We start from the raw sequence: 24,348 nt of genomic DNA, 5'->3' as shown, positions 1-24,348 counted from the left end.
TATACAATTTTAAATAGATATGAAAATAGAGTATTAAGAATTTAAAAAATAGTTTTTTCAATGATATTAAAATAAAATTGGAGGAAAAAATGAAAAAACTATTATTAACTGAAGAGAATGAGATTTTAAGAGAAAAAGAAAGCTTTTTTGATAAAGTTTTTAAAGTGTTATTTTTAATGATGTTTGTAGGGTCATATTTAATGCTAGTAGGAGTGACTACTTTTAAACTATTGGAACATATAATAAAATATGGTATTTCAGGGTAGGTGAATATATGGGAGTAGAGATATTAATTGCTGGAATAATTATACTATTAAGTTTATTTTCAATAAGGATATCTAAGAAATTGGAGATACCTTTATTGATAATGTTTTTATTAGTTGGAATGTTAGCAGGATCAGAAGGAATAGGTAGAATTTATTTTGATAATGCTTTAGTCGCTCAAAACTTAGGAACAATAGCTTTAATGTTTATAATTTTTTCAGGAGGATTAGAAACTAAAAAAGAGGATGTAAAAAAGTCTCTTTATCCTAGTGGAACATTAGCAACTTTAGGTGTTTTACTAACTGCAGGTTTATCTGGAGTAGCCGTATATTATTTAACAGATTTTACCTTAAAAGAGTCTTTACTATTTAGTGCTATGGTATCATCAACAGATGCAGCAGCAGTTATGTCTATCTTAGGAGATTCAAAGCTAAAGAAAGATATAAAATCGGTTGTTGAAATAGAATCAGGAAGTAATGATCCAATGGCCTATGCTTTAATTCTTTTTTTATTATCATTTTTTAAAGAAGGAGAAAGTACATCAATTGTAACAGGGATAATTTTTCTTTTAAAACAAATAACCTTAGGAGCAATTATAGGGTATATATTTGGAGTGGTGACTTTACCGTTAGCTAATTATATAAAAATAGTGAGAGAAGAGTTTCTAACTATACATTTGATTGCAATACTGTTTATCTGTTTTGGATTGGCAACAGTTTTAGATGGAAATGGATTTTTGGCAATATATATTGCTGGAATAATGATTGGAAATAAGAAGTTTAACTATAAGTTAAACTCAATTAGAAATATGAGACTGATAACATGGTTTATGCAAATAGGGATGTTTGTAATGTTAGGATTATTAGTTTTTCCTAGTCAATTGTTAGGATATATATTTATAGGAAGTTTATTGTCTGTAATTATGATAATAGTTATAAGAATGCTTGTTGTTTATAGTTTATTATGGCCATTTAAGTTTAATTATAAAGAGAAATTTTTTATATCATGGGCAGGATTAAAGGGAGCGGTTCCTATAATTTTTGCTACAATGGCTATAACAGAGGGATTACCTAATGCTCAAGGAATGTTTAATCTAACTTTTTATATTGTTGTATTTTCAGTTCTTCTTCAAGGAATGACTTTAAAATATGTAGGAAAAAAATTAAATTTATTCGAAGAGGATCAAGAGGAAGATAAATTTATAGAAATAGAGGAATTAGAAGAACTTGCTTTGAAGAAGATGATATTAGACAAGCAATCAGAATATGTTAATAAAAAGATTAGAGAACTTGAATTACCTCAAGGAATGCTAATTGTATCTATAAAAAGAGATGAAAATTATATAACTCCAAAAGGAGATGTGACCCTTTTAATGGGAGATACTCTTCTATTTTCACAAAACTAATTGTATTTTTTTAGATATAGTTATAGAATGTAATATAATATATTAGTTTTTAAAAACTAAAAGGACGTGAAAAGTTGAGTAAAATTTTTATAAAAAAAGATAGAGAAAGAATGTGGCAGAGTGGACACCCTTGGATGTATTCTGGAGCTGTGGAAAAGATAGAAGGAAACCCAGAAGCAGGATCAGTTATAGAAGTATATAATTGGAAAAAAGAGTTTATTGGATATGGTCATTATAATAAAAATTCGAAAATTATGGTACGTATGCTGGAAAAAGATATCAATAAAAAAATAGATTTAAATTGGTATTCTGAAAAAGTAAAGGAAGCATATACTTTAAGAGAAATGATAAATATTAACAGTAATGGATATAGGTTAATTCATAGTGAATCAGATTCTCTACCAGGAGTTATAGTAGATCGTTTTGGAGATTACTTAGTAGTTCAAGCTTCGACTTTAGGGATGGAAAAAGATAAAGAATTTTTAATAGAAGCTTTAAAAAAAGAGATTCCAAATTTAAAGGGAATATATGAAAAGAGTGAAGGTGATGGAAGAAAGTTAGAAGGGCTTCCTGAAGTTTCAGGAGTTCTTTTTGGTGAAGTTCCAAATGAGATTGAAATTTTTGAGGGAGAGGCTAAGTTCACAATAGACTTAAAAGGACAAAAAACAGGATTTTACTCAGATCAAAGAGATAATAGAATTTTGATGGGTTCTCTATCGAAAGATAAAGATTTTTTAGATGTATGTAGTTATACTGGAGGTTTTTCACTTCATGCTATGGTAAATGGAGCAAATTCATCAACTTTAATAGATGTTAGTGAAGATGTTTTGAATGTTGCTAGAAAAAATTTAATAAAATATGAAAATGTTGAGTTTATAAAGGGAAATATATTTAATGTTTTAAGAGATTTAGTAAAAGAAGGACGTCAATGGGATGTAGTAAATCTAGATCCACCAAAATTAGCACCAAATAGAAGAGATTTAGATAAAGCTTTAAAAGCATATAAGGATATAATTTTAAATGGAATAAAACTTACAAAAAAAGGTGGATTACTTTCAATTTATAGTTGTAGTGGAGCAGTTACAAGTGCAGATTTAAGAATGGCTTTGGCTTATGCCGTTAAAGACGCAGGAGTAAAAGCTGTAATAGTAAATCAATTACACCAAAGTCCATGTCATCCAATATCAGTAGCAGTTCCTGAAACTGAGTATTTAAAAGGTTTTTTAATAAGAATAATTTAAAATAAAAGGGGAGTGGGGAAATATGTATCTATTAAATAATGGTTTGAAAATTCCGAAAGTAGGATTTGGAACATGGAAAGCAACTGATAAAGAGCAGTGTAAAAACGCAGTGAGAACAGCTTTAGAAATAGGATACAGACATATTGATACAGCTGCTATTTATGGAAATGAAGATGCTGTAGGAGAGGGAATTACTGAATTTTTAAAAAATAATAATGTTTCAAGAGAAGAACTTTTTATTGTAACTAAAGTTTGGAATACTGAACAAGGTTATGAGACAACTTTAAAAGCTTATGAAGAATCTTTAAAAAAGTTAGGATTAGATTATATAGATATGTATTTAATTCATTGGCCACAACCTAAAGATTTAAATAAAACTTGGGAAACGTGGAGAGCTTTGGAAACACTTTATAAAAGTGGTAAGGTTAAAGCTATTGGTGTATGTAATATGAAAGAACACCATTTGAAACATATAATGAATAATTTTGAAATAGTACCTGCAGTAAATCAAATTGAGTTACATCCATATTTACAACAAAGAGAATTAAAAAAATTCTGTGATGAAAATGGTATTGTAGTAGAAGCTTGGAGTCCATTAATGCAAGGAGCTTTAGATCATGAAGGTTTAAAGAAGATAGCTGAAAAGAATAAAAAAACTGTAGCTCAAATAGTTTTAAAATGGCATTTACAAAAGGGGTTATTACCATTACCTAAATCAGTTACACCATCTAGAATTATGGAGAATTTTCAATTAGATTTTATTTTAGATGAAGATGATATGAAATATATTGATTCATTAAATAAAGAGGAGAGAATAGGTCCTGATCCCGATGAAATAACGTTTTAAATATTAAAAGTCATATCTTTATATGACTTTTTTTTATTATTTGAAAACAGAAGAAGGAAAAGCTATTAAAATTTTTAAGTATAGGATATCTTATAATTATGAGGAGAAAAAAATGGCAATAAATAAAATAAGTATGAAAGATTATAATCGTTTTATAGAGAACATATTAACTGAGTTAGAAATTGGAAAAAGAGTAAATTTATTAACTTTTAAAAGAGATAGAAAAGTGAGTATTATAAAAATTTCAAATGAAAAATTTGCAGTAGAAGAAGATGGTTTTAAACAAAAAAAGTTTGATGATTTAAATAGACATCAGGTTGTTAAATTAATGGACAAGCTTAGAGATATTGAATTTCCAAGAAGTAACATGTTACATATAAACAGAAAATAAAAAGACCGTATTGAATTTTTCAATACGGTCTTACTATTTCAACAACTAAAATTTAGTTGGTGGATTCATTGGTGGAGATGACGGGAATCGAACCCGTGTCCAAAATTGCAAGCGCCATAAGCTTCTACAAGCTTAGTTTGCTATTTGAATTCGCAATAGTTACTCCCGCAAACAGGGCTAACTAAAGCTATCCTCTAAAATGTCCCCTATAACTTAGAGAAATTGTTTAGGGTAATCTGTATTTAAGTGACACCTTGATTGAACGCTCCTACAGAAGAGAATGTTCAGAGGTGAGCTGACATTATGCAGCTAAAGCGTAATTTCTGTTTCCATCTAAACGATGAGTTGATCTCTCACAGCAATCAACCTGGCCTGCTACCTATAACCTCACAACCCTGTCGAAACCTTTGCATCCCCAATTATTAAATTATAGATTATTATAACACAAATTTTTCTTAAACTCAATTGTCTGGTGATATCTTTCTTATTTTTTTTATTGTTAAGAAAAACATAACTATAGCTACTAGTGTATCAGATATTGGAAATGCTAGCCAAACACCAATCTCTTTGAAAAAATATCCTAAAATATAAACAAGAGGAATGTTTAAAATAACAATTCTTAACATAAAAAATCGTGTAGCAATAACACTATCTTTAATAGATTGAAAAAAGTTGTTGCATGCTAAGAACATTGCAGTAAATGGCATTAAAAAAAGATTTAATCTCATAGCTGAAACTGTAAATTCGACTAGAGGAGGATCATTTTTTATAAAAAATGAGACTATCTTTTCAGTATTAAAAAGCATAAGAAGAACTAAAATAGTTGAAACACTAATAACTGTATAAAGTTGTATTTTTAGAACTTCTTTTACACGTTCGTAGTTTTTAGATCCGAATGTATATGAGATTATAGCTGCCGTTCCTTGATTAAAGCCTTGTAAACTTGTGTTCATAACGCTTCTGCAAATTGAGATAATTCCAATTGCAGCAGTAGCAATATCTCCTCCGTAAACTCCAGCTTGTCTATTTGTAACCGTAATAACTGAAGATTGTAAAAGTTGATTATAAAAACGAGGACTCCCTATTTTAAAGATTTCCTTTAAAATTTTTAAATCAAGAGAAAAATACTTTTTAGAAAATGTAATAACATCTGATTTGAAAAAATAAAAAAGAATATAAAAAGCACTTAAAGCAGTAGCAATTAAAGTAGCCAATGCAGCTCCACCAATTCCCATATCGAATTTAATAATAAAAAGATAATCCAAAATAACATTGAAAACCCCTGTAAAAATATTTACGCCCATTGCTGTAACAGAGTCTCCAATTCCTCTAACAAGAGTGCTTTGTCCTAAAATAATTTGAAAAGTTGCAATTGGAATTAGAAAATTTGTATACTCTATGGCTGATGCAATATTAGAAGAACTAGCTCCTAAAATTTTTAAAATTGGAATGTTAAAAAGAAAAAGAAAAATGGTTAAAAGAACACCTACAATAAGAATCCATAAAAATCCAGTACATAAAACTTTTTCAGCACCTTCTCTATCTTTTGATCCCAGTTTAACTCCAATTATAATAGCTATTCCTGAAAATGCAAAATTGAAACTATTTATAATCATAGCATAGGGGAAAACGAGGGCAATAGCTGCCATGCCCTCTCTTCCTGCTACTTGACCGATGAAATACCTATCAGTTAAAACACAAAGCATACCTATAATAGCACCAAGTGAAGATGGAATGCTGAATTTTAAAATAGTTGTTAAGGTACTTTGTTTTTCAAACTTTAAACTCAAATCTTGCAAAATACTCCCCCTGTAAAAATATTATATTAAAAAATACACTGAAAAATAATTAAAAACACTACCTGCTAAAACAAAAAGGTGCCAAATACCGTGAGCAAATTTTTTATTTTTCATTAGATAGAAAATAGTTCCAACAGAATAGCTAACACCACCCCAAATTAGTAATTTTAAAGATAGCGGTGAAGCAAGCATTTGTAAATCTTTAAATACAAACATAACCATCCATCCCATAAAAAGATAGATTAGGGTAGAAACAAAATTAAATCTTCCAACAAAGAATACTTTAAAAAGTATTCCTAAAAGTGTCATTCCCCATTGAACAAAGAAAAGAACCCATTTTGTTGTTCCATCAAAAACTCCAAGAAGATATGGAGTGTATGATCCAGATATTAAAATATAAATAGCAGAATGATCGAGTATTTTAAAAAGTTTTTTAATTTTTCCAACATAAAGTATGTGGTAAGTTCCAGACATTGTATATAGTAAAACAAGTGAAAAACAAAATACCATGGAACCAACAACATAACCAATATTATTTGTTTTTAAAGAGTGGACTAAAAGAGCTCCAGTTCCAATAAGTGCTAGAACAGCACCAAAGTAGTGAGTCATAGAGTTAATCCATTCTTCTAATCTAGTCAGTGTATTATTCATAGAGATACCTCCTATCCATTCTTTCTAAAATTTAGAACAAGTTCATCAAATTTAGGATCTAATTGTCTTAACTTTACATTAGCAGCATTTAAAAGTTTTTTAGATGCTGTATTAGAGTCAGTATTGTTATACTTATCTGAAAGATAAACTATTTCACTTATTCCACTTTGAATAATACTTTTAGCACATTCGTTACATGGGAAAAGATCAACATAAATAGTACATCCTTTTAAATTTTTAGTACTGTTTAAAATAGCATTTAATTCAGCATGACAAACATATGCGTATTTACTATTTAAAAAATCCCCTTCTCTATCCCAAGGAAATTCATCATCAGAACATCCTGCGGGAAGGCCATTGTATCCTACACCTACAATTCTTTTATCAGGAGTTACGATACATGCTCCAACTTGTGTTCCAGGATCTTTACTACGTTTAGCAGAGAGAATTGCAACTCCCATGAAGTACTCATCCCAATCAATATAATTAGCTCTTTTTGACATTTTATCCTCCTAAATTAAAAAAATATTTTTTTATTTTGTAAATATAAATCTGCAAGGGCAATAGCCACAGCATTTTCTAAAACAATAGGAACTCTAAGAAGAAATGCGACATCATGTCTTCCATTAATTTTTAAAGATTGAATATTTTTATCTTTGAAATTAAAGGTTTCTTGGGGTTTGAAAATACTAGAAGTTGGTTTAACAGCAACTTTTAAAAAGATGTCGTTTCCATTTGTAATTCCACCATTAATACCTCCGTTATTATTAGACGAAGTTTTTCCACTTTTATCAATAAAACAGTCATTAAATTTACTGCCTAAAAATTCTGTTCCTTTAAATCCAGCACCAAACTCAATTCCTTTAATTCCTGGAATTGAAAAAATTATAGATGAAAGAACAGATTCTACAGAATCAAAAAAAGGTTCTCCTAAACCGATAGGAACATTTTTAATAGTTAAAGAGATTGTTCCTCCTAAAGAATCACCGGAATGTGCAGTTTCAAGCAAGTAATTTTCTAATTTTTTATCAAACTCTAACTTATTTAAAATACCGATTGATTCAATTTCACTAGAAAAAATAAAATCATTTAATATTTTTTTTGCAATGACACCAGCGGCAACAAGAGCAAGCGTTAATCTACCTGAAAAATGACCACCACCACGAATATCATTAAAACCTGAATATTTTTTAGTAGCAGAAAAGTCAGCATGACCAGGTCTAGGGTGCGATTTAAAGTCAGTATAAACTTTAGAATCAGTATTTTTGTTCTCAAAAAAAATATTTATAGGAGCTCCAGTTGTAAAATCATTAAAAACTCCTGAAATAATATTTGGAATATCATCCTCTTTCCTAGGAGTAGTACCTATTTTTCCAGATTTTCTTTTAGAAAGATCTTTAGTAAAATCTTCAAGAGTAAGCTTTATTCCAGATGGAACACCATCAATTAAAACTCCGATACCAGAACCGTGAGATTCTCCATAAATATGTACTCTAAAAAGAGAACCAAAACTATTCATAAAATCCTCCTAAATTAAAATAATGTGTATATTTTAATTTTAGCACAAAACATGAGAAATATTAAATAAAAACATAGTAAAATTAATTGCAAAATATTAGAAAAAGGTGTAGAATATAACAATTAACGCATTGAAATGAATTAGAATTTAATATTATAGATTGAATATATTTGGAGGAGATAACTGTGTTTATAGATGAGGTAATTATAACGGTAAAAGCAGGTAACGGTGGAGATGGAGCCGCTACTTTTAGAAGAGAAAAATGCATACAATTTGGAGGTCCAGATGGTGGAGATGGAGGTAGAGGAGGAGACGTAGTTTTCGTAGCTGACTCTAATATAAATACACTAATAGACTTCAAATACAAAAAATTGTTCCAAGCAGAAAATGGTGAAAATGGAGCAAAGAAAAACATGTTTGGAAAATTTGGAGAAAATTTAGTAATAAAAGTTCCAATTGGAACTCAAGTAAGAGATATGGAAACAGGAAAATTACTTTTAGATATGAGTATACCTGGTGAAGAAAGAGTTCTTTTAAGAGGAGGTAGAGGAGGTTTAGGAAATACAAACTTCAAAAACTCAATTAGAAGAACACCAACAATGGCTGGAAAAGGAAAAGAGGGTGTAGAGTTAAGAGTTAAATTAGAATTGAAACTTTTAGCAGATGTTGCGTTAGTTGGATACCCTTCTGTTGGAAAATCAAGTTTAATAAATAAAATATCAGCAGCTAAATCTAAAGTTGGAAACTATCATTTTACTACTTTAGAGCCTAAATTAGGAGTTGTTAGACTTGGTGAAGGGAGATCATTCGTTGTAGCAGATATACCAGGGTTGATTGAAGGAGCTCATGAAGGAGTAGGATTAGGAGATAAATTCTTAAAGCATATAGAAAGATGTAAAATGATATATCATATAGTAGATGTGGCTGGAATTGAAGGAAGAGATCCAATTGAAGATTATGAGAGAATAAATAATGAGTTAGTAAAGTTTAGTGAAAAATTAGCAAATAAGAAACAAATTATTTTGGCAAATAAAATGGATTTAATTTGGGATATGGATAAATATGAAGAGTTTAAATCTCATGTGGAAGCACAAGGAAATGAAGTGTTCCCAGTATCTGTTATTTTAGGTGATGGATTAAAAGAGGTTTTAAATAGAACTTGGCATGTTTTACAAGAGACAGAGAGAGAAGAACTAGAGGAAGAAGCTGACATTATTGATGTATTGAAAGCTAATAAAACTAGAAAAGAACCATTTGTTGTAACACAAGATGAAGATGGAGTATTTGTTGTTGACGGATCAATTGTTGATGGTGTACTAGCTAAATATATCATAACTCATGATGATGAATCAGTTGTTACATTCTTACATATGCTTAGAAACTTAGGACTAGAAGACGCTTTAAAAGATGCTGGTGTTGAAGATGGAGATACAGTAAGAATTGCTGATACAGAATTTGATTTCGTTGAGTAATGAAGAATTATTTATTAAGCTGAGCCATTAGGTTCAGCTTTTTTATCTATTTAAAAATTTTAGAGGTGAAAAATTGAAAGGGATAGTTATAGCCGGACCTACAGGAGTAGGAAAAACAGAATTATCAATAAAATTAGCAAAAGCTTTAAATGCTGAAATTATCTCGGCAGATTCTGCACAAGTGTATGAAGAGATGAACATAGGAACAGCTAAAATAGAAGAGGATGAGATGCAAGGGATTGTACATCATATGATTGATGTCGTTGAACCTATAAAAAAATATAGTGTTGGTGATTATCAGAGAAAAGTTGATGATATATTAAATTCTAATGAAGAAAAAAATGTTCTATTAGTAGGAGGAACTGGACTTTATATAGACTCAGTAGTAAGAGGATTATCTGCTTTACCAGAAAGTGATTTAGCTATAAGAGAGAAATTGATGAGCGAAGATGGAGATAAACTTTTTGAAATTTTAAAAGAAATTGATCCAGAAAGTGCTGAGAGTATTCATCCTAATAACAAAAGAAGAGTTGAAAGAGCAGTAGAAGTTTTCTATCAAACTGGAGAGAAGTTTTCGATTTTATCTAAAAAGAATATAAAAGGAAACAATTTTAAATTTTTAAAAGTTGCTTTAGAAAGAGATAGAGAGCATCTATATGATAGAATAAATTTAAGAGTAGAGATAATGATGCAAAATGGACTTTTAGAAGAAGTAAGATATCTTTATGAAAAATATGGAGATGTATTAAAAAAAATAAATATAATAGGTTATTCAGAGTTAATTTCATATATAAATCAAGAGTTAACTTTAGAAGATGCTAAAGAGTTAATAAAGAAAAATTCAAGAAATTATGCTAAAAGACAATTTACATGGTTTAAAAATGATCATGAGTATATTTGGTACGATTTAGATAAAATGACCCAAGATGAAATTTTTTCAGATATTTTACAAAGGTTTAATGCCTTATAAAGGTTTAATTACTCTACTATTTCATAAAATTACCGAAAATAATAGTCTTGATAAAAAAGTATTCGTATGGTATTATTGTACAGAAAAGCTTTAAAAGGAAGTGTTGGATGATAAAGAAGATTTATGTTATATTTTTAATGATTTTGACTGCTTCTTGTTCAAATTTAGATAAAGGATATAATGAAAATTTATCAAATATTGACGAAAAGTTGGTATCTAAATTAGAGCTTATTCAAAAAGATTTACAGGTGAACAGTGTGACAAGATTAAAAGAAAGCTTAGATGTCTCATTTAGTGAGAGATATGCTATAAATAAACTTTCAGAATATGACTTGTCTAAAGTAAAGTTCTACTTTACAAAACCGCAAATTTCTAGAAATTTAGGAGAAAATACTATAGGAATTAGATTTGGTGAAGAAGTTCTTTATTTTAATGTAGAGTATAAATATTTAAATGGTGATTGGAAAATAACCAAATTTACAGAGAGAAGGTGAAAAAATGCAGAATGAAATAAAGCTGTATGTTCCATCCTCTTTAAAAAATCTTTCTATCATTAGGGCAATGACTAAAACATATTTAGAACATCAAAAAGTTGAACAAAAAGATATTATGAAGATTTTATCGATTGTTGATGAACTAGCAACAAATGTTATAGAGCATGGTTATGAATATAAATCTGGTGATATAATTATAGAGCTTCAAAAAAACAATGACATTATTCATTTAGTAGTTGAAGATAATGGTGTTGGATTTGATGAATCTAAGATTAGTAAAGATGAAGGCGGAATGGGACTTTTTTTAGCAAAAGCTATGGCAGATAATTTTAAAGTTGAAAAGAAGATTAATGGAACAAAAATAAAAGTTGAAAAGAGAGTTAAGGAGGAAATTTAACATGACTACAAATTTTGAAATAATTGAAAAAACAGTGGATGACATAAGAATAATCAAGGTATGTGGAGAATTAGACGCATTAGTAGCGCCAAAATTAAAAGAAAGAATAGCAAAACAAATAGAGCTTGATATAAATAAATTTGTGATAGATTTTGGAGATTTAGTTCACATAAATAGTTTAGCTATGGGTATATTAAGAGGAAAGTTAAGAGTTGTAAGAGATTTAGGTGGAGATATAAAGTTAGTTGGATTAAACGATCATATAAGAACTATATTTGAAATGATTGGATTAGATGAATTATTTGATATTTATGCAACAGAAGAGGAAGCAATAGCTAGTTTTAGATAATATTTACAAAAAGGAGAGACTATGAACTTAATGTTAGGAGTTGGATTAGCTATAGTTGGGTTTGCGATAATATTTAGTATTATGTATAAAAAATCTACTATAGATAAGAAGATAGAGGAGCTTAATAACTTAGAAGATGAAAAGTTAAAAGCTAAAATAAAAGCTAAAGAGATATTAGAAAGAGCAGAAAAAGAATCTTTAGCAAAGAGTAAAGAGATAGAGATAAAGGCGAAAGAAACAGTTTACCAAATGAAAGAGGAAGCTGAAAAAGAGATAAAAATAGCAAAAAATGAGTTGTTACAAAAAGAGGGAAGATTAGCTAAAAAAGAGGAAACTTTAGAGTCTAAAATTGAAAAAGTTGAAAGTAGAGCTGTAGAGTTAGAAGAGATTAATCAAAACTTAGAAAATAAGAAAACTGAAATAGAAGACTTAAAAAAGGTTCAAGAAGAAACTTTAGAAAGAATTTCAGAAATGACAAGAAACGAAGCTAAAGAGATGTTAATTTCTAAATTAAAAGATGATTTAGTTCATGAAACTGCTTTAGCAATAAGAGAATATGAGAATAAACTAGAAGATGAGAAAGATAGATTATCAAAAAGAATTCTATCAACAGCAATAGGAAAGGCTTCTTCAGAATTTGTTGCAGATGCTACTGTATCAGTTGTAAATCTACCGAATGATGAAATGAAAGGTAGAATTATAGGTAGAGAAGGAAGAAACATAAGAACAATAGAAGCTTTAACAGGTGTGGATATAATAATAGATGATACTCCAGAAGCTGTTGTTTTATCAAGTTTTGATGGTGTAAAAAGAGAAGTTGCTAGAAGAGCAATTGAAAAACTTATAAATGATGGAAGAATTCATCCAGGTAAGATAGAAGAAGTTGTTAATAAATCTAGAAAAGAAATTGATAAAGATATTATAGAAGCTGGAGAACAGGCTCTTTTAGAGTTAGGAATTCCAGGAATGCATATGGAAATAATTAAAACATTAGGTAAGTTAAAATATAGAACAAGCTATGGTCAAAATGTTTTAACTCACTCGATAGAGGTAGCTAAATTAGCTGCAAATCTAGCAGCTGAGTTAGGTGCAGATACTAAGTTAGCGAAAAGAGCTGGACTTTTACATGATGTAGGAAAAGTTTTAGATCACGATATAGAAGCATCTCATGCAATAATTGGAGGAGAGTTCTTGAAAAAGTTTGGTGAAAAACCAGCAGTTATAAACGCTGTTATGGCTCATCATAACGAAGTTGAATTTGAAAGTGTAGAGGCTATTTTAGTTCAAGCATCAGATGCAATATCAGCTTCAAGACCAGGAGCAAGAAGAGAAACGTTATCAACATATCTAAAAAGATTAGAAGGATTAGAAGAGATAGCAACTTCATTTGATGGAGTAGAATCTTCTTATGCAATTCAAGCTGGTAGAGAGATAAGAATTATAATAAATCCAGAAATTGTATCAGACGATGCAGCTACAAAAATGGCTAGAGACATAGCTAAAAGAATAGAGGAAACTATGCAGTATCCAGGACAAATAAAAGTAACAATATTAAGAGAAACTAGAGCTGTAGAGTACGCTAAGTAAAATAAAAAAAGGAGAAAAACAATGTTTTTCTCCTTTTTTATTATGCCTTTATAGGATTAAACCTAGACTGGTAATCCTTTAATGAATCAAATGCAAATTTTGATAGAGGGAATACACCAGATAAATTAATAATAGTCATAAGAGCTAAACCAAGATCAGCAAGATTCCACATAAAGAAATTTTGTTGTATTCCTCCTATAAAGATCATTGAAAGAGCAAAGATTTTAAAAAGTATTTGTCCAAACTCTTTGTCAGTTAAGAACTTAATATTAACTTTTCCATAGAAGCAGATTCCTAAAAGAGTAGAGAAACAGAAAAGAAAAAGTATTATAGCTACAAATATTTCACCGAAAGTTGAACCCAGATGGTAATTGAATGATTTTTGTAATAACTCCATACCGTTTAATCCATCTATAACAGAGGCTTTAGTAAGTAGCATAACTAAAGCTGTAGCTGTACAGATTATAAAAGTATCTACAAAAACCCCTAAGCTTTGAATTAGTCCTTGCTGAACTGGATGAGAAACTGTAGCACTAGCCGCTGCACAAGGAGCACTACCTGTTCCAGCTTCATTAGAAAATAGTCCTCTTTTAACTCCTTGCATAATAATAGCTCCAATAGTTCCTCCAACTCCTTGTCTAATTCCAAAAGCTTCTGAGAATATTTGAGAAAAAACTTGAGGTAAAAGAGCGAAGTTTTTAATGATTATAAAAAAGACAATAACAAGGTACATTACAGCCATAATAGGAACTACTTTATCTAAAACTTTAGCTGTTTTATCTGTTTTTCCAAAGATTACAATAGCTGCTAATAGTGTTAAAAGAGCAGAAATAACCATTGGGCTAATATTAAAAGCTACATTAAATGATTCGGTAACAGAGTTTGAAACAACTTGTAAAACTCCTGCCCAACAAATAATACCAGTTATCACAAAAGCAACACCCCAACTTTTTTTACCAAGACCATTTTTTAAAAAAAAGCAAGGACCGCCATAAAAATGACCAGTTTTATCTTTTTCTCTAAATATCATAGCTAAAGTAGTTTCTACAAATGCTGTAGCAGAACCTAAAAACGCAACAACCCACATCCAGAAAATTGAACCTGCACCACCAATAGAAATTGCACTAACAACACCAGCTAAATTACCAGCTCCAACTCTAGTTGCAGTACTTATACAAAAGGCTTGAAAAGGTGAAAGATTTTCAGAATCACTATTTGATTTATCCGTTAAAAGCTTAACCATATGCTTTAAAAAACGAAGTTGAACAAAATTAGTTTTTACTGTAAAGAAAACACCTGAAAAAATAAGTAAAACAACTAATATATTTTTCCCCCAAAGAATTGAATTTAAAAAATTAACGATACTTTCTAAAATAAACATAATAAACTCCTCCTAAAAATTTTTTAAAAAACAAAAAAGCCTGTGGATTTTATCCACAGGCTGTAATTTACCAGTTCTATGTAACAAATCCACTCACTACTATTAAAGTAACGCAAAATGGATTCGTATTTTTTCATGAAACAAAAATACCAATCCTAGGTTAAATAATAGTAGTAATATGCATTTGTATTAAAAACTATTTTTTGTTTCATTACTTTCCTCCTCATAATTATTTGAAGTATTATAACACAAATAAAAAATAATACAAGAAAAAAATCAAGGTTAGTGATTTTTTTAGAAGTAAAAGCCCAAAAAATGTATTGGATATATAGGTATAAAATGGTATAATAAATAATAATTTATAAAACTGATAAGGAATTGAAAAGGTGAGAAGATGTTAGTAAAAGCGTTACTTTTAATTGTTATTGGATCGATGATTGGATGGGTTACAAACTATATTGCAATAAAGATGTTATTTAGACCATATAAAGAGATAAACTTAGGGTTTTTTAAAATCCAAGGTTTAATTCCTAAAAGAAGACATGAAATAGGAATAACTTTAGCAGATACAATTCAAAATGAACTAATATCATTAGATGATATAACAAAAAAATTAGAAAATGCAAATTTAGATGTTGAAATGGAAAGAGTAATTGACAGTATATTAGAAAAAAAGTTAGCATCAGAGATAACAACGAGATTTCCAATGATAGCTATGTTTTTAAATGAATCAGCTTTAAATAAAATAAAAGATGCTATAAAAGGGTCGATAATGGAAAATAAAGATCAAATAATTGGAATGTTATTTGAAACTTTAGAAAAAAATGTTGATTTTAAAGAGATTATAGTTGAAAAAGTAGATGGATTTTCTTTGGAAGAGCTAGAGAGAATAACTTTTTCTTTAGCAAAGAAAGAGTTGAAACATATAGAAATAATTGGAGCTATTTTAGGTGGACTTATTGGAGTTGTACAATTTGTAATAACAGTTTTTATTTAAGGAGAAAAAATGGATAGGATAGTTTCTAATGAAGAGTTGGAATTTGAAGGAGAAGTTCAAAAAAATCTTAGACCAAAAAGATTAGCTGAATATATCGGTCAAGAATCATTAAAAGAAAAAATGAGTATTTTTATAGAAGCTGCAAAAAAAAGAGGTGGTTGCATAGATCATATTCTTTTATATGGACCACCTGGGTTAGGAAAAACAACTTTAGCAGGAGTAATAGCTACAGAGATGGGAGTTAACTTAAAAATAACTTCAGGACCAATATTAGATAAAGCTGGAGATTTAGCAGCTATTTTAACATCATTAGAAGAGAATGATATATTATTTATTGATGAAATTCATAGATTGAATACGTCGGTAGAGGAGATTTTATATCCAGCTATGGAAGATGGAGAGTTAGATATTATTATTGGAAAAGGACCTTCAGCGAGATCAATAAGAATAGAATTACCACCATTTACTTTAATTGGAGCTACAACTAGAGCGGGTCTTTTGAGTTCTCCTTTAAGAGATAGATTTGGAGTAGTTCATAGAATGGACTATTATAAAGAAAATGAACTTGAAGGAATAGTAAAAAGAGGTGGCGCTATTTTAGGTGTCAAAGTTGAAGAAGAGGGAGCAAAAGAGATTGCTTTGAGAAGTAGAGGAACTCCGAGAATTGCAAATAGATTATTAAAAAGAGTTAGAGATTATTGTGAAATAAAAGGAAATGGAGTAGTTGATTTAAATAGCGCTATAAAAGCACTAAATATTTTAGGCGTAGATAAACAAGGTTTAGATGAATTAGATAGAGATATTATAAAAGCTATAATAGAAAATTATGGTGGTGGTCCAGTAGGTGTTGAAACTTTAGCCTTGATGTTGGGAGAAGATAGAAGAACAATAGAAGAGGTATATGAACCCTATTTAGTTAAAATTGGTTATATTAAAAGAACTAGTCGTGGTAGAATGGTTACAGAAAAGGCTTATAATCATTTTGAGATAAAGGAGTAAGAGGATGAAAATAAGTACAAAAGTTAGATATGGTGTAAAAGCATTAGTATATATAGCTGAAGCTTCTCAAAAGGGAAACTTAGCTCGAATAAAAGAGATATCAGAATCAGAGGATATTTCAGTTCAGTATTTAGAGCAAATTTTATTTAAATTAAAAAATGAAAATATAATTCAAGGAAAAAGAGGACCGAATGGAGGTTATAAACTTTCAATGGAACCTGAAGATATAACATTACATGAATTGTATAAAATATTAGATGATGAAGTTAAAGTTATTGATTGTAATGAGAATAATAAAAGCAAAAATTGTTCTTGTGTTGATGACGAGTGCTCAACGACTTGTATATGGAGTAAATTAGATATAGCTATGACTAAAATTTTAGAAGGAACAACTTTAGCAGAGCTAATAAAAAATAAGGATATGATATAGGAGTTTATAATGATAAGTGTTATAATATCTAAAGACAATATAGCAAATGAAATAATAGAAATAGTGGACAAAAATGACATAAACCATTTGAAAAATGCTTTTAGAATAAAGCCAGGAGAGATAATAAGAGCTGTAGATGGAGAATATGAGTATATTTGTGAAGTTTTAAATATAGAGAAAAAGATAATAGAAGCTAAAATTTTAGAAAGAAATGAAGATAGATTTTCTTCTGAAGTTTATATAGAAGCTGCTATAGGAATTTTAAAAAATGATAAAATGGATTTAACAATTCAAAAATTGACAGAGATTGGGGTAAGTAAAATAACACCACTATTAACAAAAAGAGGTGTGGCTAAAATTACTGAGAAAAAAGATAAATGGGATCTAATAGTAAAAGAAGCAACAAAGCAGTGCCAAGCTGTTAAATTAGTAGAAATTGGAGAACCGAAAAAATTATTAGAACTAAATTATAAAGAGTATGATTTAATGTTTGTTCCATATGAATGTGAAGATAAAAACTCACTAAGAAATATTTTAAATAAAGTTGAAAATAAACCTAAGAAAGTTTTATATATAATTGGTCCAGAGGGGGGATTTGATAAAGAGGAGATTGAGTTCTTAACAGAGAAAGGTGTTATGCCTGTATCTTTGGGGAAGAGAATATTAAGAGCTGAAACTGCCTCAATTATAGTAGGAGGAATATTAGTAAATGAATTTTAATAATAAAAAAGTAGCTTTCTATACATTAGGGTGTAAAGTTAATCAATATGAAAGTGAAAGTATAAAGAATCAATTAATAAAAATAGGATACGAAGAGGAAAATTTTGAAAATAAATCAGATATTTATATTGTTAACTCATGTACAGTAACAAGTATAGCTGATAAAAAAACAAGAAATGTGTTAAGAAGAGCTAAAAAAATGAATCCTGAATCAATTGTTATTGTTACAGGTTGTTATGCTCAGACAAATTCAAAAGAATTACTAGAGATTGAAGAGATTGATTTTGTTGTTGGAAATAGTAATAAAAGTGGTCTAGTAGATTTTATTCAAGATATTGAAAATAAAAAATCAAAAGTATTAACAGAGAATATTTTTGAAGAGAGAACGTACGAAGAGTATGAGTTTGCTACTTTAAGAGAGATGTCAAGAGCGTATATAAAAATACAAGATGGATGTAATAATTTCTGTTCATATTGTAAGATACCATTTGGTAGAGGAAAAAGTAGATCTCGTTCTTTAGAAAGTATCTGTAAAGAGATAGAAGTATTAACAAAAGAAGGATTTAAAGAGTTTATTATCATTGGAATAAATTTAGGTGCTTATGGTGAAGATTTAGACTCTGATATTAATTTAGAAACACTTTTAGAAACAGTAGTTAAGCTAGAAGGAGTTGAAAGAGTTAGAATAGGTTCTATGTATCCAGATAAGATATCAGATAGATTTATAGAGATTATGAGAGAGAACAGTAATAAGTTAATGCCACATTTACATATATCATTACAATCTTGTGATAATACAGTTTTAGAAAGAATGAGAAGAAATTATGGTGCAGAACTTATCCAAGAAAGATTATTGAAGCTTAGAGAAAATGTTGAAAATATGGAATATACAGCAGATGTTATTGTGGGATTCCCAGGAGAAACAGATGAGATGTTTAATAATACATATGAAGTAATAAAAAGTATAGGATTCTCAGATTTACATGTTTTCCAATATTCAGACAGAGAGAAAACTTTAGCAAATACATTTACAGATAAAATTGATGGAAATGTAAAAAAGAAAAGAGCTGAAGTTTTAGAAACTCTAAGAAAAGAGATGGGAAAAGAAAGAAGAGAAAAATATATAGGAAAAGAACTAGAGGTTTTAGTTGAAGAGATAAAAGAAGACGGATGCTCATATGGATATAGTCAAAACTATTTAAGAGTAAAAACTTTAGAAGCAACAGCTGGTGTTAATGAATTAGTAAAAGTAGAAATTTCAAATTTAGAAAAGGAGTTACTAATTGGAAATGAGAAAGGAAAAAGGGTTTAGTAGACAAAAGAAAACAACAAGAAAAGCAGGAAAAGCTCTAGGAGGCTTACTATTAGCAATAATAGTGATAGGTATATTAGGTGTATTTTTAACATATAATTTAAATAAAACTAATAAAAATTTAGAGAATTGGGAAAGATATGCAATAATAGGTAAAAATAACATTATTGTAGTATACGAAGATAAACTAGCAGTGAAAATACCCTTTGATGTTCAAGTAGATAAGGAAACAACAATAAAAAAATTAGTGGATTCTAAAAACTATAAAATGGTGATAGACTCAATAAATAATTTTTTACCTGAAAAAGTTCAAAACTATAAAGTTATAAAATATAGTGAGATAGCTTTAAATGTAAAAAATGCAAGAAATATCCCTGAAATGGTAATAGATGATAAAAAATATATTTTAACATCAGGAACACAATCTTTATTTGCTGATTTATATGGTGGAGAATTAAAAGGTTCAACAAATTTAGTTGTAGATATATTAAACGCAAATGGAGTAGGTGGTTATGCTAGAAAGACTGGAGAAAATTTAAAAAATAAATTAGCTTTAACTTATACAGCAGCTAACTACGAAAAAAATACAAACTATAGTTTGATTAAAATCAATGAAATTAGTAAAGAGAATATTGAAAATATATTAGCTAATGTAAATGAAAAATATTTTAAGATAAAAGAAGATAGTGATATTCCGACATTAGCGAGTGTTGTATTAATACTTGGAAAAGAAAAAGACATTGACTTTAAAATTGAAATTAAAGGAACAACGGCAGAAGCTAAATCAGCTTTAAAAGAGTTAGAAAGTTCTGGATATAAAAATGTCACTTTAAAAGAGGATTCTAAAAAATTAGATAAATCTGTGATAGAGTATAATAGTGAAGATTACTATACAGCATTAAAAATTGCAAAAAAATTAAATATAAGTAATATGTTAGAAAACAATAGTTTAAGTAACAAGATAAATATTTTAATAGATTAGAATTAAAAGGAGTGGAAATGCTAGATTTTATCTCAATTTTATTTATTTTTATATTGGATAACATTCCTCAAACAACATCAAAAGGATTTTTAATAATGCCGTACTTGGCTTATTTATCTTATAGAAAAGATAAAAAAATAGCATTTTTATTTCCGTTATTAGCAGTTATATTAGCTCTTCATTCGAGAGAACCTGCGTTTGCTTTTTTGTTCGTTGGGATAAATATTATTTTTTATCACCTATATTTTATAAACTTTGATTATAATATTGGAAATCTTTATATACTTTCACTTTTGCAAATAGTGGCATGGAAAATTTTCGTGAAAAGTCCATTTGTAATAGTAAATGTGTTATTTCTTTCAGTATTTTATTTTATAATTAATTTATTATATATGAGGAGAGCAACTAAGTGAAAAAAGATCTTGGAATAAAGTTAGGAAAAAGTTTCGAATTTAGAGGGGAAATATATAAAGTATTTATTTTTCTAGTATTTGTATTACTAGGAAGTAGAATGGCATATTTACAAATTTTACAAAAAGATAAGTATAATTATTTAGCTCAAAAAAATAGAGTTAAATTAAGAAAAATTGATGCAGAAAGAGGAAATATATATGATTCTAATGGTGAATTAGTTGTTACTAATACACTGGGGTATAGATTGGTATATTTGAACCAAAGAGTTGTAACTAATGAACAATTAAAAGAGATGAGTGAAGCAACTGGATATAGTGAAGATTATTTACAAAAAAGGATAAAGTACGGAGAAATTGTACCTTATACTAAAGAAAATATTCTGGTAGAAGATTTAGATTTGGATTTAGCTCATAAATTAATGGAAAAAATTGGAGATTATTCATATTTGGAAGTTCAAAGCTATTCTAAAAGAAAATATATACATGATTCATTAGCAGCACATACAATTGGGTATGTAAAAAAGATAACAGAAAAAGAGTATGAAAATTTGAAAGAGGATGGATATTCTCCAAGAGATATTGTTGGAAAAACTGGAATTGAAAAAATTTATGATTCTCAAATGAAAGGGAAACCTGGATATGATTATATTGAGGTTAATGCTTTGAATAAAGCTCAAAAAATTGAAAAAAGTAAAGATCCAACTCCAGGATATAACCTACATTTATCTTTAGATATGAGATTACAAAAGTATATGGAAGAAGTTTTCCAAGAGGAGAATCTATCAGGAGCTTTAGTAGCAATAGAGGCTCAAACAGGAAAAGTATTAACATTAGTAAGTTATCCAACATATTCACTGACTACGTTTAGTTCTAAAATTTCTCAAGAGGATTGGGACCAAATAACAAATGACCCAAGAAAGCCATTAACAAATAAAAGTATATCAGGAGAATATCCACCAGGTTCAGTATTTAAGCCATTTTCAGCATTTGCATTTTTTAATAATGGTTTAGATCCTAAAACAAAAATATTTGACAATGGTGTTTATAGCATTGGAAAATGGAGTTGGAGAGCTTGGAAAAAGGGTGGACATGGAACGGTTGATTTTGAAAAATCTATAGTAGAATCTGTAAATCCATATTATTACAAATATGCTGACCAATTTGGGCATGAACCAATTATAGATGTAGCTGGAAATTTCGGTTATGGTAAACTATCTAAAATAGATGTTTTTGGAGAGAGAGCAGGAATATTACCAAGTGAAAAATGGAAAAAGAAAAGATTTAAACAAGGTTGGTTTAAAGGAGATACAATAATCTTGTCAATAGGACAAGGGTATCTTTTAGCTACACCTATGCAAGTTGCAGTATCCTATATGGGACTTGCAAATAGAGGAAAAGCTTATGTACCCCATGTTGTAGACTATATGGAAAACGGTAGTGAAAAAGTAGAGATAAAGCCAGAGGTTTTGTATGAAACAAATTATCCAAGTTGGTATTATGATGTTTTAAATAAAGCATTAATAAATACTGTTGAAAAGGATAACGGAACAACAAAAGCATTAAGAACCCCTGGATTGGTTATAGGAGCAAAAAGTGGATCATCTCAGAATTCAAGATTTGATGAAACTCATGCTCTTGTTGCAGGATATTTTCCAGCAGACAAGCAGCCTAAGATTGTATTTACAGTTCTATTAGAAGGAGCTGGAGGAGGAGGCCGTGTTGCTGGAGGAGTTGCTAAAAAATTTGTGGACAAATATTTGGAATATTACAATGAGGAGATGAAATGAATTTAGAAAATATTGTTGAAAAGGAGAAAGACGCAACAAAGAAAAAAACAAGACGAAGAAAATATTATAATAAACCAAAGCAAGGAGAAAAAGCTCCAAATACTGAGGTTTTAAATGAAACTAAAAAAAATAATGATGTAAAGACAGTTGAAGTTAAAACAACTCAACAACAAAGACCTCAAGCACCTAAAAAAAGAGTTCCAGCAAAAAAAGTTGAAGCTGAAGAAGAGGTTAAAAAACCAATTTTAAAAACTGAAAAAGAGGAAAAAATGTATGTTATTCCTTTAGGTGGATTAGATGAAATTGGAAAAAATATGACTTTAGTTCAATATAGAGATGAAATTATTATTATTGATTCTGGAGTTACTTTCCCAGATGATGGATTATTAGGAATAGATTTAGTTATTCCAGATTTCAGCTATATCGAAAGTAACAAAGATAAAATAAAAGGGCTATTTATAACTCATGGTCATGAGGACCATATTGGATCTGTGCCTTATTTATATCAAAAAATAGATAAAAATGTACCTCTTCATGGAGGAAAGTTAACATTAGCATTAATAAAAGCTAAGTTTGAAAGTGGAGAAGTTTCAAAAGTACTTCCTAAAATGAGAGAGGTAAAAGGAAGAGATAAGATAAGAGTTGGAAAATATTTTGAGGTTGAATTTGTAGGCGTTACACACTCAATAGCAGATGCTTATGCAGTTGTTGTTACAACTCCAGCAGGAAGAGTAATGTATACAGGAGATTTTAAAATTGATTTAACACCAGTTGACGGAGACGGAGTGGATTTTTTAAGACTTGCGCAAATTGGTGAAGAGGGAGTAGATTTATTACTTTCAGATTCAACAAACTCAGAAATAGATGGATTTACTCCATCTGAAAGAAGTGTTGGAGAAGCTTTTAAAGTTGAATTTGCAAAAGCAAAAGGAAGAATTATAATAGCAGCATTTGCATCTCACGTTCATAGACTTCAACAGATTGTAAATATAGCTCATGAACATGGAAGAAAAATTGCAATAGATGGAAGAAGCTTAATTAAAGTTTTTGATATAGCGGCAACTTTAGGATATTTAAAGCTTCCTGAAAATATTATGATAAACTTATCAGATGTTGATAAAATGAGAGATAATAAAGTTGTTATTCTGTGTACAGGAACTCAAGGTGAGCCAATGGCAGCGTTATCAAGAATAGCCAAAAATATGCATAAACATACAAAAGTAAAAGAGGGAGATACTGTTATAATTTCAGCAACTCCAATTCCAGGAAATGAGAGAGCTGTTTCAAATAACATAAATAGTCTTTTAAAATATGAAGCAGAAGTTGTATTTAAAAAAATAGCTGGAATACATGTTTCAGGGCATGCAAGTAAAGAAGAGCAAAAGCTAATGTTAAATTTAATAAAACCTAAACATTTTATGCCTGTTCATGGAGAGTTTAAAATGTTAAAAGCTCATAAAGAAACAGCAATAGAGACTGGAATTCCTAAAAGTAATATAGTAATAGCTACTAACGGAAGCAAAGTAGAAGTAACAAAAACTAGTGCGAAGATAAAAGGAAAAGTTAATGCAGGAGCTACATTGGTTGATGGTCTTGGTGTTGGAGATATTGGACATATAGTTCTAAAAGATAGACAACAGTTATCACAAGATGGAGTAGTAATTGTAGTATTTGCTTTAGATAAGGAAACAGGAAAAGTATTAAGTGGTCCTGATATTGTTACTAGAGGATTTGTATACTCAAGAGATTCTGATGAAATATTAAATGAAGCTAATGAACAGATAAAAGTAAAATTAAAAGAGTTTGAAAATAGTGCAATAAAAGATTGGACAGTAATAAAGAATAGCGTTAGAGATGTAGCAGGAAAGTTCTTCTACAATAGAATTAAAAGAACACCAGTTATTCTACCAATAATTATGGATGTATAATAAAAAATATAAT

Annotated in this window: 25 protein-coding genes and 1 other RNA gene; 20 read left to right on the top strand and 6 right to left on the bottom strand. The window is 29.1% G+C overall.

What is annotated here, in order from left to right:
• Positions 1-89: 89 nt before the first annotated feature.
• From HMPREF0202_RS15110 to HMPREF0202_RS07585, 5 genes are all read left to right on the top strand, one after another.
• Entirely contained in the window at positions 90-266 is a 177-nt protein-coding gene (locus HMPREF0202_RS15110) for a hypothetical protein (protein ID WP_023050304.1), read from the top strand.
• Between the two features lie 8 nt (positions 267-274).
• Positions 275-1,669 carry a potassium/proton antiporter gene (locus HMPREF0202_RS07600; RefSeq protein WP_023050303.1) on the top strand — a complete coding sequence of 465 codons (1,395 nt, stop codon included), beginning with the start codon at positions 275-277 and terminating at the stop codon, positions 1,667-1,669.
• Positions 1,670-1,743: 74 nt separating this feature from the next.
• Positions 1,744-2,910 carry a class I SAM-dependent rRNA methyltransferase gene (locus tag HMPREF0202_RS07595; RefSeq protein WP_023050302.1) on the top strand — a complete coding sequence of 389 codons (1,167 nt, stop codon included), beginning with the start codon at positions 1,744-1,746 and terminating at the stop codon, positions 2,908-2,910.
• Positions 2,911-2,932: 22 nt separating this feature from the next.
• On the top strand, positions 2,933-3,757 hold the full coding sequence (locus HMPREF0202_RS07590) for an aldo/keto reductase (protein ID WP_023050301.1): 825 nt from the start codon (positions 2,933-2,935) through the stop codon (positions 3,755-3,757).
• A gap of 112 nt (positions 3,758-3,869) precedes the next feature.
• A complete protein-coding gene (locus HMPREF0202_RS07585) occupies positions 3,870-4,148 on the top strand; it encodes a hypothetical protein (RefSeq protein ID WP_084537652.1) in 279 nt (92 codons plus the stop codon).
• Positions 4,149-4,217: 69 nt separating this feature from the next.
• Here HMPREF0202_RS07585 and ssrA read toward each other — a convergent pair.
• From ssrA to HMPREF0202_RS07565, 5 genes are all read right to left on the bottom strand, one after another.
• Positions 4,218-4,565: a transfer-messenger RNA gene (ssrA, locus tag HMPREF0202_RS14980) on the bottom strand.
• A 44-nt stretch (positions 4,566-4,609) separates the two neighbouring features.
• Positions 4,610-5,947, bottom strand: coding sequence for an MATE family efflux transporter (locus tag HMPREF0202_RS07580; protein ID WP_023050299.1), 1,338 nt, complete (start codon positions 5,945-5,947; stop codon positions 4,610-4,612).
• A 21-nt stretch (positions 5,948-5,968) separates the two neighbouring features.
• Positions 5,969-6,598 (bottom strand): PAQR family membrane homeostasis protein TrhA, encoded by a 630-nt coding sequence (trhA, locus tag HMPREF0202_RS07575; protein WP_023050298.1) that lies wholly within the window; start codon positions 6,596-6,598, stop codon positions 5,969-5,971.
• Between the two features lie 11 nt (positions 6,599-6,609).
• Positions 6,610-7,101: a deoxycytidylate deaminase gene (locus tag HMPREF0202_RS07570; RefSeq protein ID WP_023050297.1), complete on the bottom strand. Its 492-nt coding sequence runs from the start codon at positions 7,099-7,101 to the stop codon at positions 6,610-6,612.
• Between the two features lie 14 nt (positions 7,102-7,115).
• Positions 7,116-8,117, bottom strand: coding sequence for a chorismate synthase (locus HMPREF0202_RS07565; RefSeq protein WP_023050296.1), 1,002 nt, complete (start codon positions 8,115-8,117; stop codon positions 7,116-7,118).
• A 185-nt stretch (positions 8,118-8,302) separates the two neighbouring features.
• Between HMPREF0202_RS07565 and obgE the strand changes: the two genes are divergently transcribed.
• The 6 genes from obgE (at position 8,303) to rny (ending at position 13,386) form a co-directional block, all read left to right on the top strand.
• The gene (obgE, locus tag HMPREF0202_RS07560; protein ID WP_023050295.1) at positions 8,303-9,589 is read left to right on the top strand and encodes a GTPase ObgE; all 1,287 of its coding nucleotides are present in this window, start codon (positions 8,303-8,305) and stop codon (positions 9,587-9,589) included.
• 73 nt (positions 9,590-9,662) lie between these two features.
• Positions 9,663-10,559, top strand: a complete 897-nt coding sequence (gene miaA / locus HMPREF0202_RS07555) for a tRNA (adenosine(37)-N6)-dimethylallyltransferase MiaA (protein ID WP_023050294.1) — start codon at positions 9,663-9,665, stop codon at positions 10,557-10,559.
• Between the two features lie 107 nt (positions 10,560-10,666).
• Positions 10,667-11,053 carry a hypothetical protein gene (locus HMPREF0202_RS07550; protein ID WP_023050293.1) on the top strand — a complete coding sequence of 129 codons (387 nt, stop codon included), beginning with the start codon at positions 10,667-10,669 and terminating at the stop codon, positions 11,051-11,053.
• Between the two features lie 4 nt (positions 11,054-11,057).
• On the top strand, positions 11,058-11,450 hold the full coding sequence (locus HMPREF0202_RS07545) for an ATP-binding protein (RefSeq protein WP_023050292.1): 393 nt from the start codon (positions 11,058-11,060) through the stop codon (positions 11,448-11,450).
• Position 11,451: 1 nt separating this feature from the next.
• Positions 11,452-11,799, top strand: a complete 348-nt coding sequence (locus HMPREF0202_RS07540; RefSeq protein ID WP_023050291.1) for an STAS domain-containing protein — start codon at positions 11,452-11,454, stop codon at positions 11,797-11,799.
• A 21-nt stretch (positions 11,800-11,820) separates the two neighbouring features.
• Positions 11,821-13,386 carry a ribonuclease Y gene (rny, locus tag HMPREF0202_RS07535; RefSeq protein ID WP_040406862.1) on the top strand — a complete coding sequence of 522 codons (1,566 nt, stop codon included), beginning with the start codon at positions 11,821-11,823 and terminating at the stop codon, positions 13,384-13,386.
• A gap of 40 nt (positions 13,387-13,426) precedes the next feature.
• Here rny and HMPREF0202_RS07530 read toward each other — a convergent pair whose 3' ends face one another.
• Positions 13,427-14,767: an alanine/glycine:cation symporter family protein gene (locus tag HMPREF0202_RS07530; protein WP_023050289.1), complete on the bottom strand. Its 1,341-nt coding sequence runs from the start codon at positions 14,765-14,767 to the stop codon at positions 13,427-13,429.
• A gap of 394 nt (positions 14,768-15,161) precedes the next feature.
• On the opposite strand from HMPREF0202_RS07530, the gene HMPREF0202_RS07525 reads away from it, so the two are divergent.
• From HMPREF0202_RS07525 to HMPREF0202_RS07485, 9 genes are read left to right on the top strand one after another with little or no spacing between them, the layout of a single operon-like run.
• Positions 15,162-15,764 (top strand): DUF445 domain-containing protein, encoded by a 603-nt coding sequence (locus HMPREF0202_RS07525; RefSeq protein ID WP_023050288.1) that lies wholly within the window; start codon positions 15,162-15,164, stop codon positions 15,762-15,764.
• A gap of 9 nt (positions 15,765-15,773) precedes the next feature.
• Positions 15,774-16,763 (top strand): Holliday junction branch migration DNA helicase RuvB, encoded by a 990-nt coding sequence (ruvB, locus tag HMPREF0202_RS07520; RefSeq protein WP_023050287.1) that lies wholly within the window; start codon positions 15,774-15,776, stop codon positions 16,761-16,763.
• A 4-nt stretch (positions 16,764-16,767) separates the two neighbouring features.
• Positions 16,768-17,193 (top strand): RrF2 family transcriptional regulator, encoded by a 426-nt coding sequence (locus HMPREF0202_RS07515; protein WP_023050286.1) that lies wholly within the window; start codon positions 16,768-16,770, stop codon positions 17,191-17,193.
• A 9-nt stretch (positions 17,194-17,202) separates the two neighbouring features.
• A complete protein-coding gene (locus HMPREF0202_RS07510) occupies positions 17,203-17,913 on the top strand; it encodes an RsmE family RNA methyltransferase (RefSeq protein ID WP_023050285.1) in 711 nt (236 codons plus the stop codon).
• Positions 17,903-19,225: a tRNA (N(6)-L-threonylcarbamoyladenosine(37)-C(2))-methylthiotransferase MtaB gene (gene mtaB, locus HMPREF0202_RS07505; RefSeq protein ID WP_023050284.1), complete on the top strand. Its 1,323-nt coding sequence runs from the start codon at positions 17,903-17,905 to the stop codon at positions 19,223-19,225. The genes HMPREF0202_RS07510 and mtaB overlap by 11 nt, the downstream gene beginning before the upstream one ends.
• Positions 19,203-20,207, top strand: a complete 1,005-nt coding sequence (locus HMPREF0202_RS07500) for a hypothetical protein (RefSeq protein WP_023050283.1) — start codon at positions 19,203-19,205, stop codon at positions 20,205-20,207. The genes mtaB and HMPREF0202_RS07500 overlap by 23 nt, the downstream gene beginning before the upstream one ends.
• A 17-nt stretch (positions 20,208-20,224) precedes the next feature.
• On the top strand, positions 20,225-20,620 hold the full coding sequence (locus HMPREF0202_RS07495; protein WP_023050282.1) for a hypothetical protein: 396 nt from the start codon (positions 20,225-20,227) through the stop codon (positions 20,618-20,620).
• Positions 20,617-22,407, top strand: a complete 1,791-nt coding sequence (gene mrdA / locus HMPREF0202_RS07490) for a penicillin-binding protein 2 (protein WP_023050281.1) — start codon at positions 20,617-20,619, stop codon at positions 22,405-22,407. Before HMPREF0202_RS07495 ends, mrdA begins: the two co-directional genes overlap by 4 nt.
• Positions 22,404-24,335 (top strand): ribonuclease J, encoded by a 1,932-nt coding sequence (locus HMPREF0202_RS07485; protein WP_023050280.1) that lies wholly within the window; start codon positions 22,404-22,406, stop codon positions 24,333-24,335. The genes mrdA and HMPREF0202_RS07485 overlap by 4 nt, the downstream gene beginning before the upstream one ends.
• Positions 24,336-24,348 lie beyond the last annotated feature (13 nt).

Origin of the sequence: Cetobacterium somerae ATCC BAA-474, from assembly GCF_000479045.1 — a bacterium.
Lineage (GTDB): Bacteria > Fusobacteriota > Fusobacteriia > Fusobacteriales > Fusobacteriaceae > Cetobacterium_A > Cetobacterium_A somerae.
This window is presented reverse-complemented; position numbering and strand designations above follow the sequence as displayed.

Bases quoted from the DNA above. Each gene is read 5' to 3' on its own strand.
- HMPREF0202_RS07585 (WP_084537652.1), top strand. From the start codon at position 3,870: ATGGCAATAAATAAAATAAGTATGAAAGATTATAATCGTTTTATAGAG.
- HMPREF0202_RS15110 (WP_023050304.1), top strand. From the start codon at position 90: ATGAAAAAACTATTATTAACTGAAGAGAATGAGATTTTAAGAGAAAAA.
- HMPREF0202_RS07510 (WP_023050285.1), top strand. From the start codon at position 17,203: ATGATAAGTGTTATAATATCTAAAGACAATATAGCAAATGAAATAATA.
- HMPREF0202_RS07525 (WP_023050288.1), top strand. From the start codon at position 15,162: ATGTTAGTAAAAGCGTTACTTTTAATTGTTATTGGATCGATGATTGGA.
- HMPREF0202_RS07545 (WP_023050292.1), top strand. From the start codon at position 11,058: ATGCAGAATGAAATAAAGCTGTATGTTCCATCCTCTTTAAAAAATCTT.
- HMPREF0202_RS07540 (WP_023050291.1), top strand. From the start codon at position 11,452: ATGACTACAAATTTTGAAATAATTGAAAAAACAGTGGATGACATAAGA.
- HMPREF0202_RS07485 (WP_023050280.1), top strand. From the start codon at position 22,404: ATGAATTTAGAAAATATTGTTGAAAAGGAGAAAGACGCAACAAAGAAA.
- HMPREF0202_RS07550 (WP_023050293.1), top strand. From the start codon at position 10,667: ATGATAAAGAAGATTTATGTTATATTTTTAATGATTTTGACTGCTTCT.
- trhA (WP_023050298.1), bottom strand. From the start codon at position 6,598: ATGAATAATACACTGACTAGATTAGAAGAATGGATTAACTCTATGACT.
- mtaB (WP_023050284.1), top strand. From the start codon at position 17,903: ATGAATTTTAATAATAAAAAAGTAGCTTTCTATACATTAGGGTGTAAA.
- HMPREF0202_RS07500 (WP_023050283.1), top strand. From the start codon at position 19,203: ATGAGAAAGGAAAAAGGGTTTAGTAGACAAAAGAAAACAACAAGAAAA.
- HMPREF0202_RS07495 (WP_023050282.1), top strand. From the start codon at position 20,225: ATGCTAGATTTTATCTCAATTTTATTTATTTTTATATTGGATAACATT.
- HMPREF0202_RS07530 (WP_023050289.1), bottom strand. From the start codon at position 14,767: ATGTTTATTTTAGAAAGTATCGTTAATTTTTTAAATTCAATTCTTTGG.
- HMPREF0202_RS07565 (WP_023050296.1), bottom strand. From the start codon at position 8,117: ATGAATAGTTTTGGTTCTCTTTTTAGAGTACATATTTATGGAGAATCT.
- rny (WP_040406862.1), top strand. From the start codon at position 11,821: ATGAACTTAATGTTAGGAGTTGGATTAGCTATAGTTGGGTTTGCGATA.
- HMPREF0202_RS07600 (WP_023050303.1), top strand. From the start codon at position 275: ATGGGAGTAGAGATATTAATTGCTGGAATAATTATACTATTAAGTTTA.
- HMPREF0202_RS07570 (WP_023050297.1), bottom strand. From the start codon at position 7,101: ATGTCAAAAAGAGCTAATTATATTGATTGGGATGAGTACTTCATGGGA.
- HMPREF0202_RS07515 (WP_023050286.1), top strand. From the start codon at position 16,768: ATGAAAATAAGTACAAAAGTTAGATATGGTGTAAAAGCATTAGTATAT.
- ruvB (WP_023050287.1), top strand. From the start codon at position 15,774: ATGGATAGGATAGTTTCTAATGAAGAGTTGGAATTTGAAGGAGAAGTT.
- HMPREF0202_RS07590 (WP_023050301.1), top strand. From the start codon at position 2,933: ATGTATCTATTAAATAATGGTTTGAAAATTCCGAAAGTAGGATTTGGA.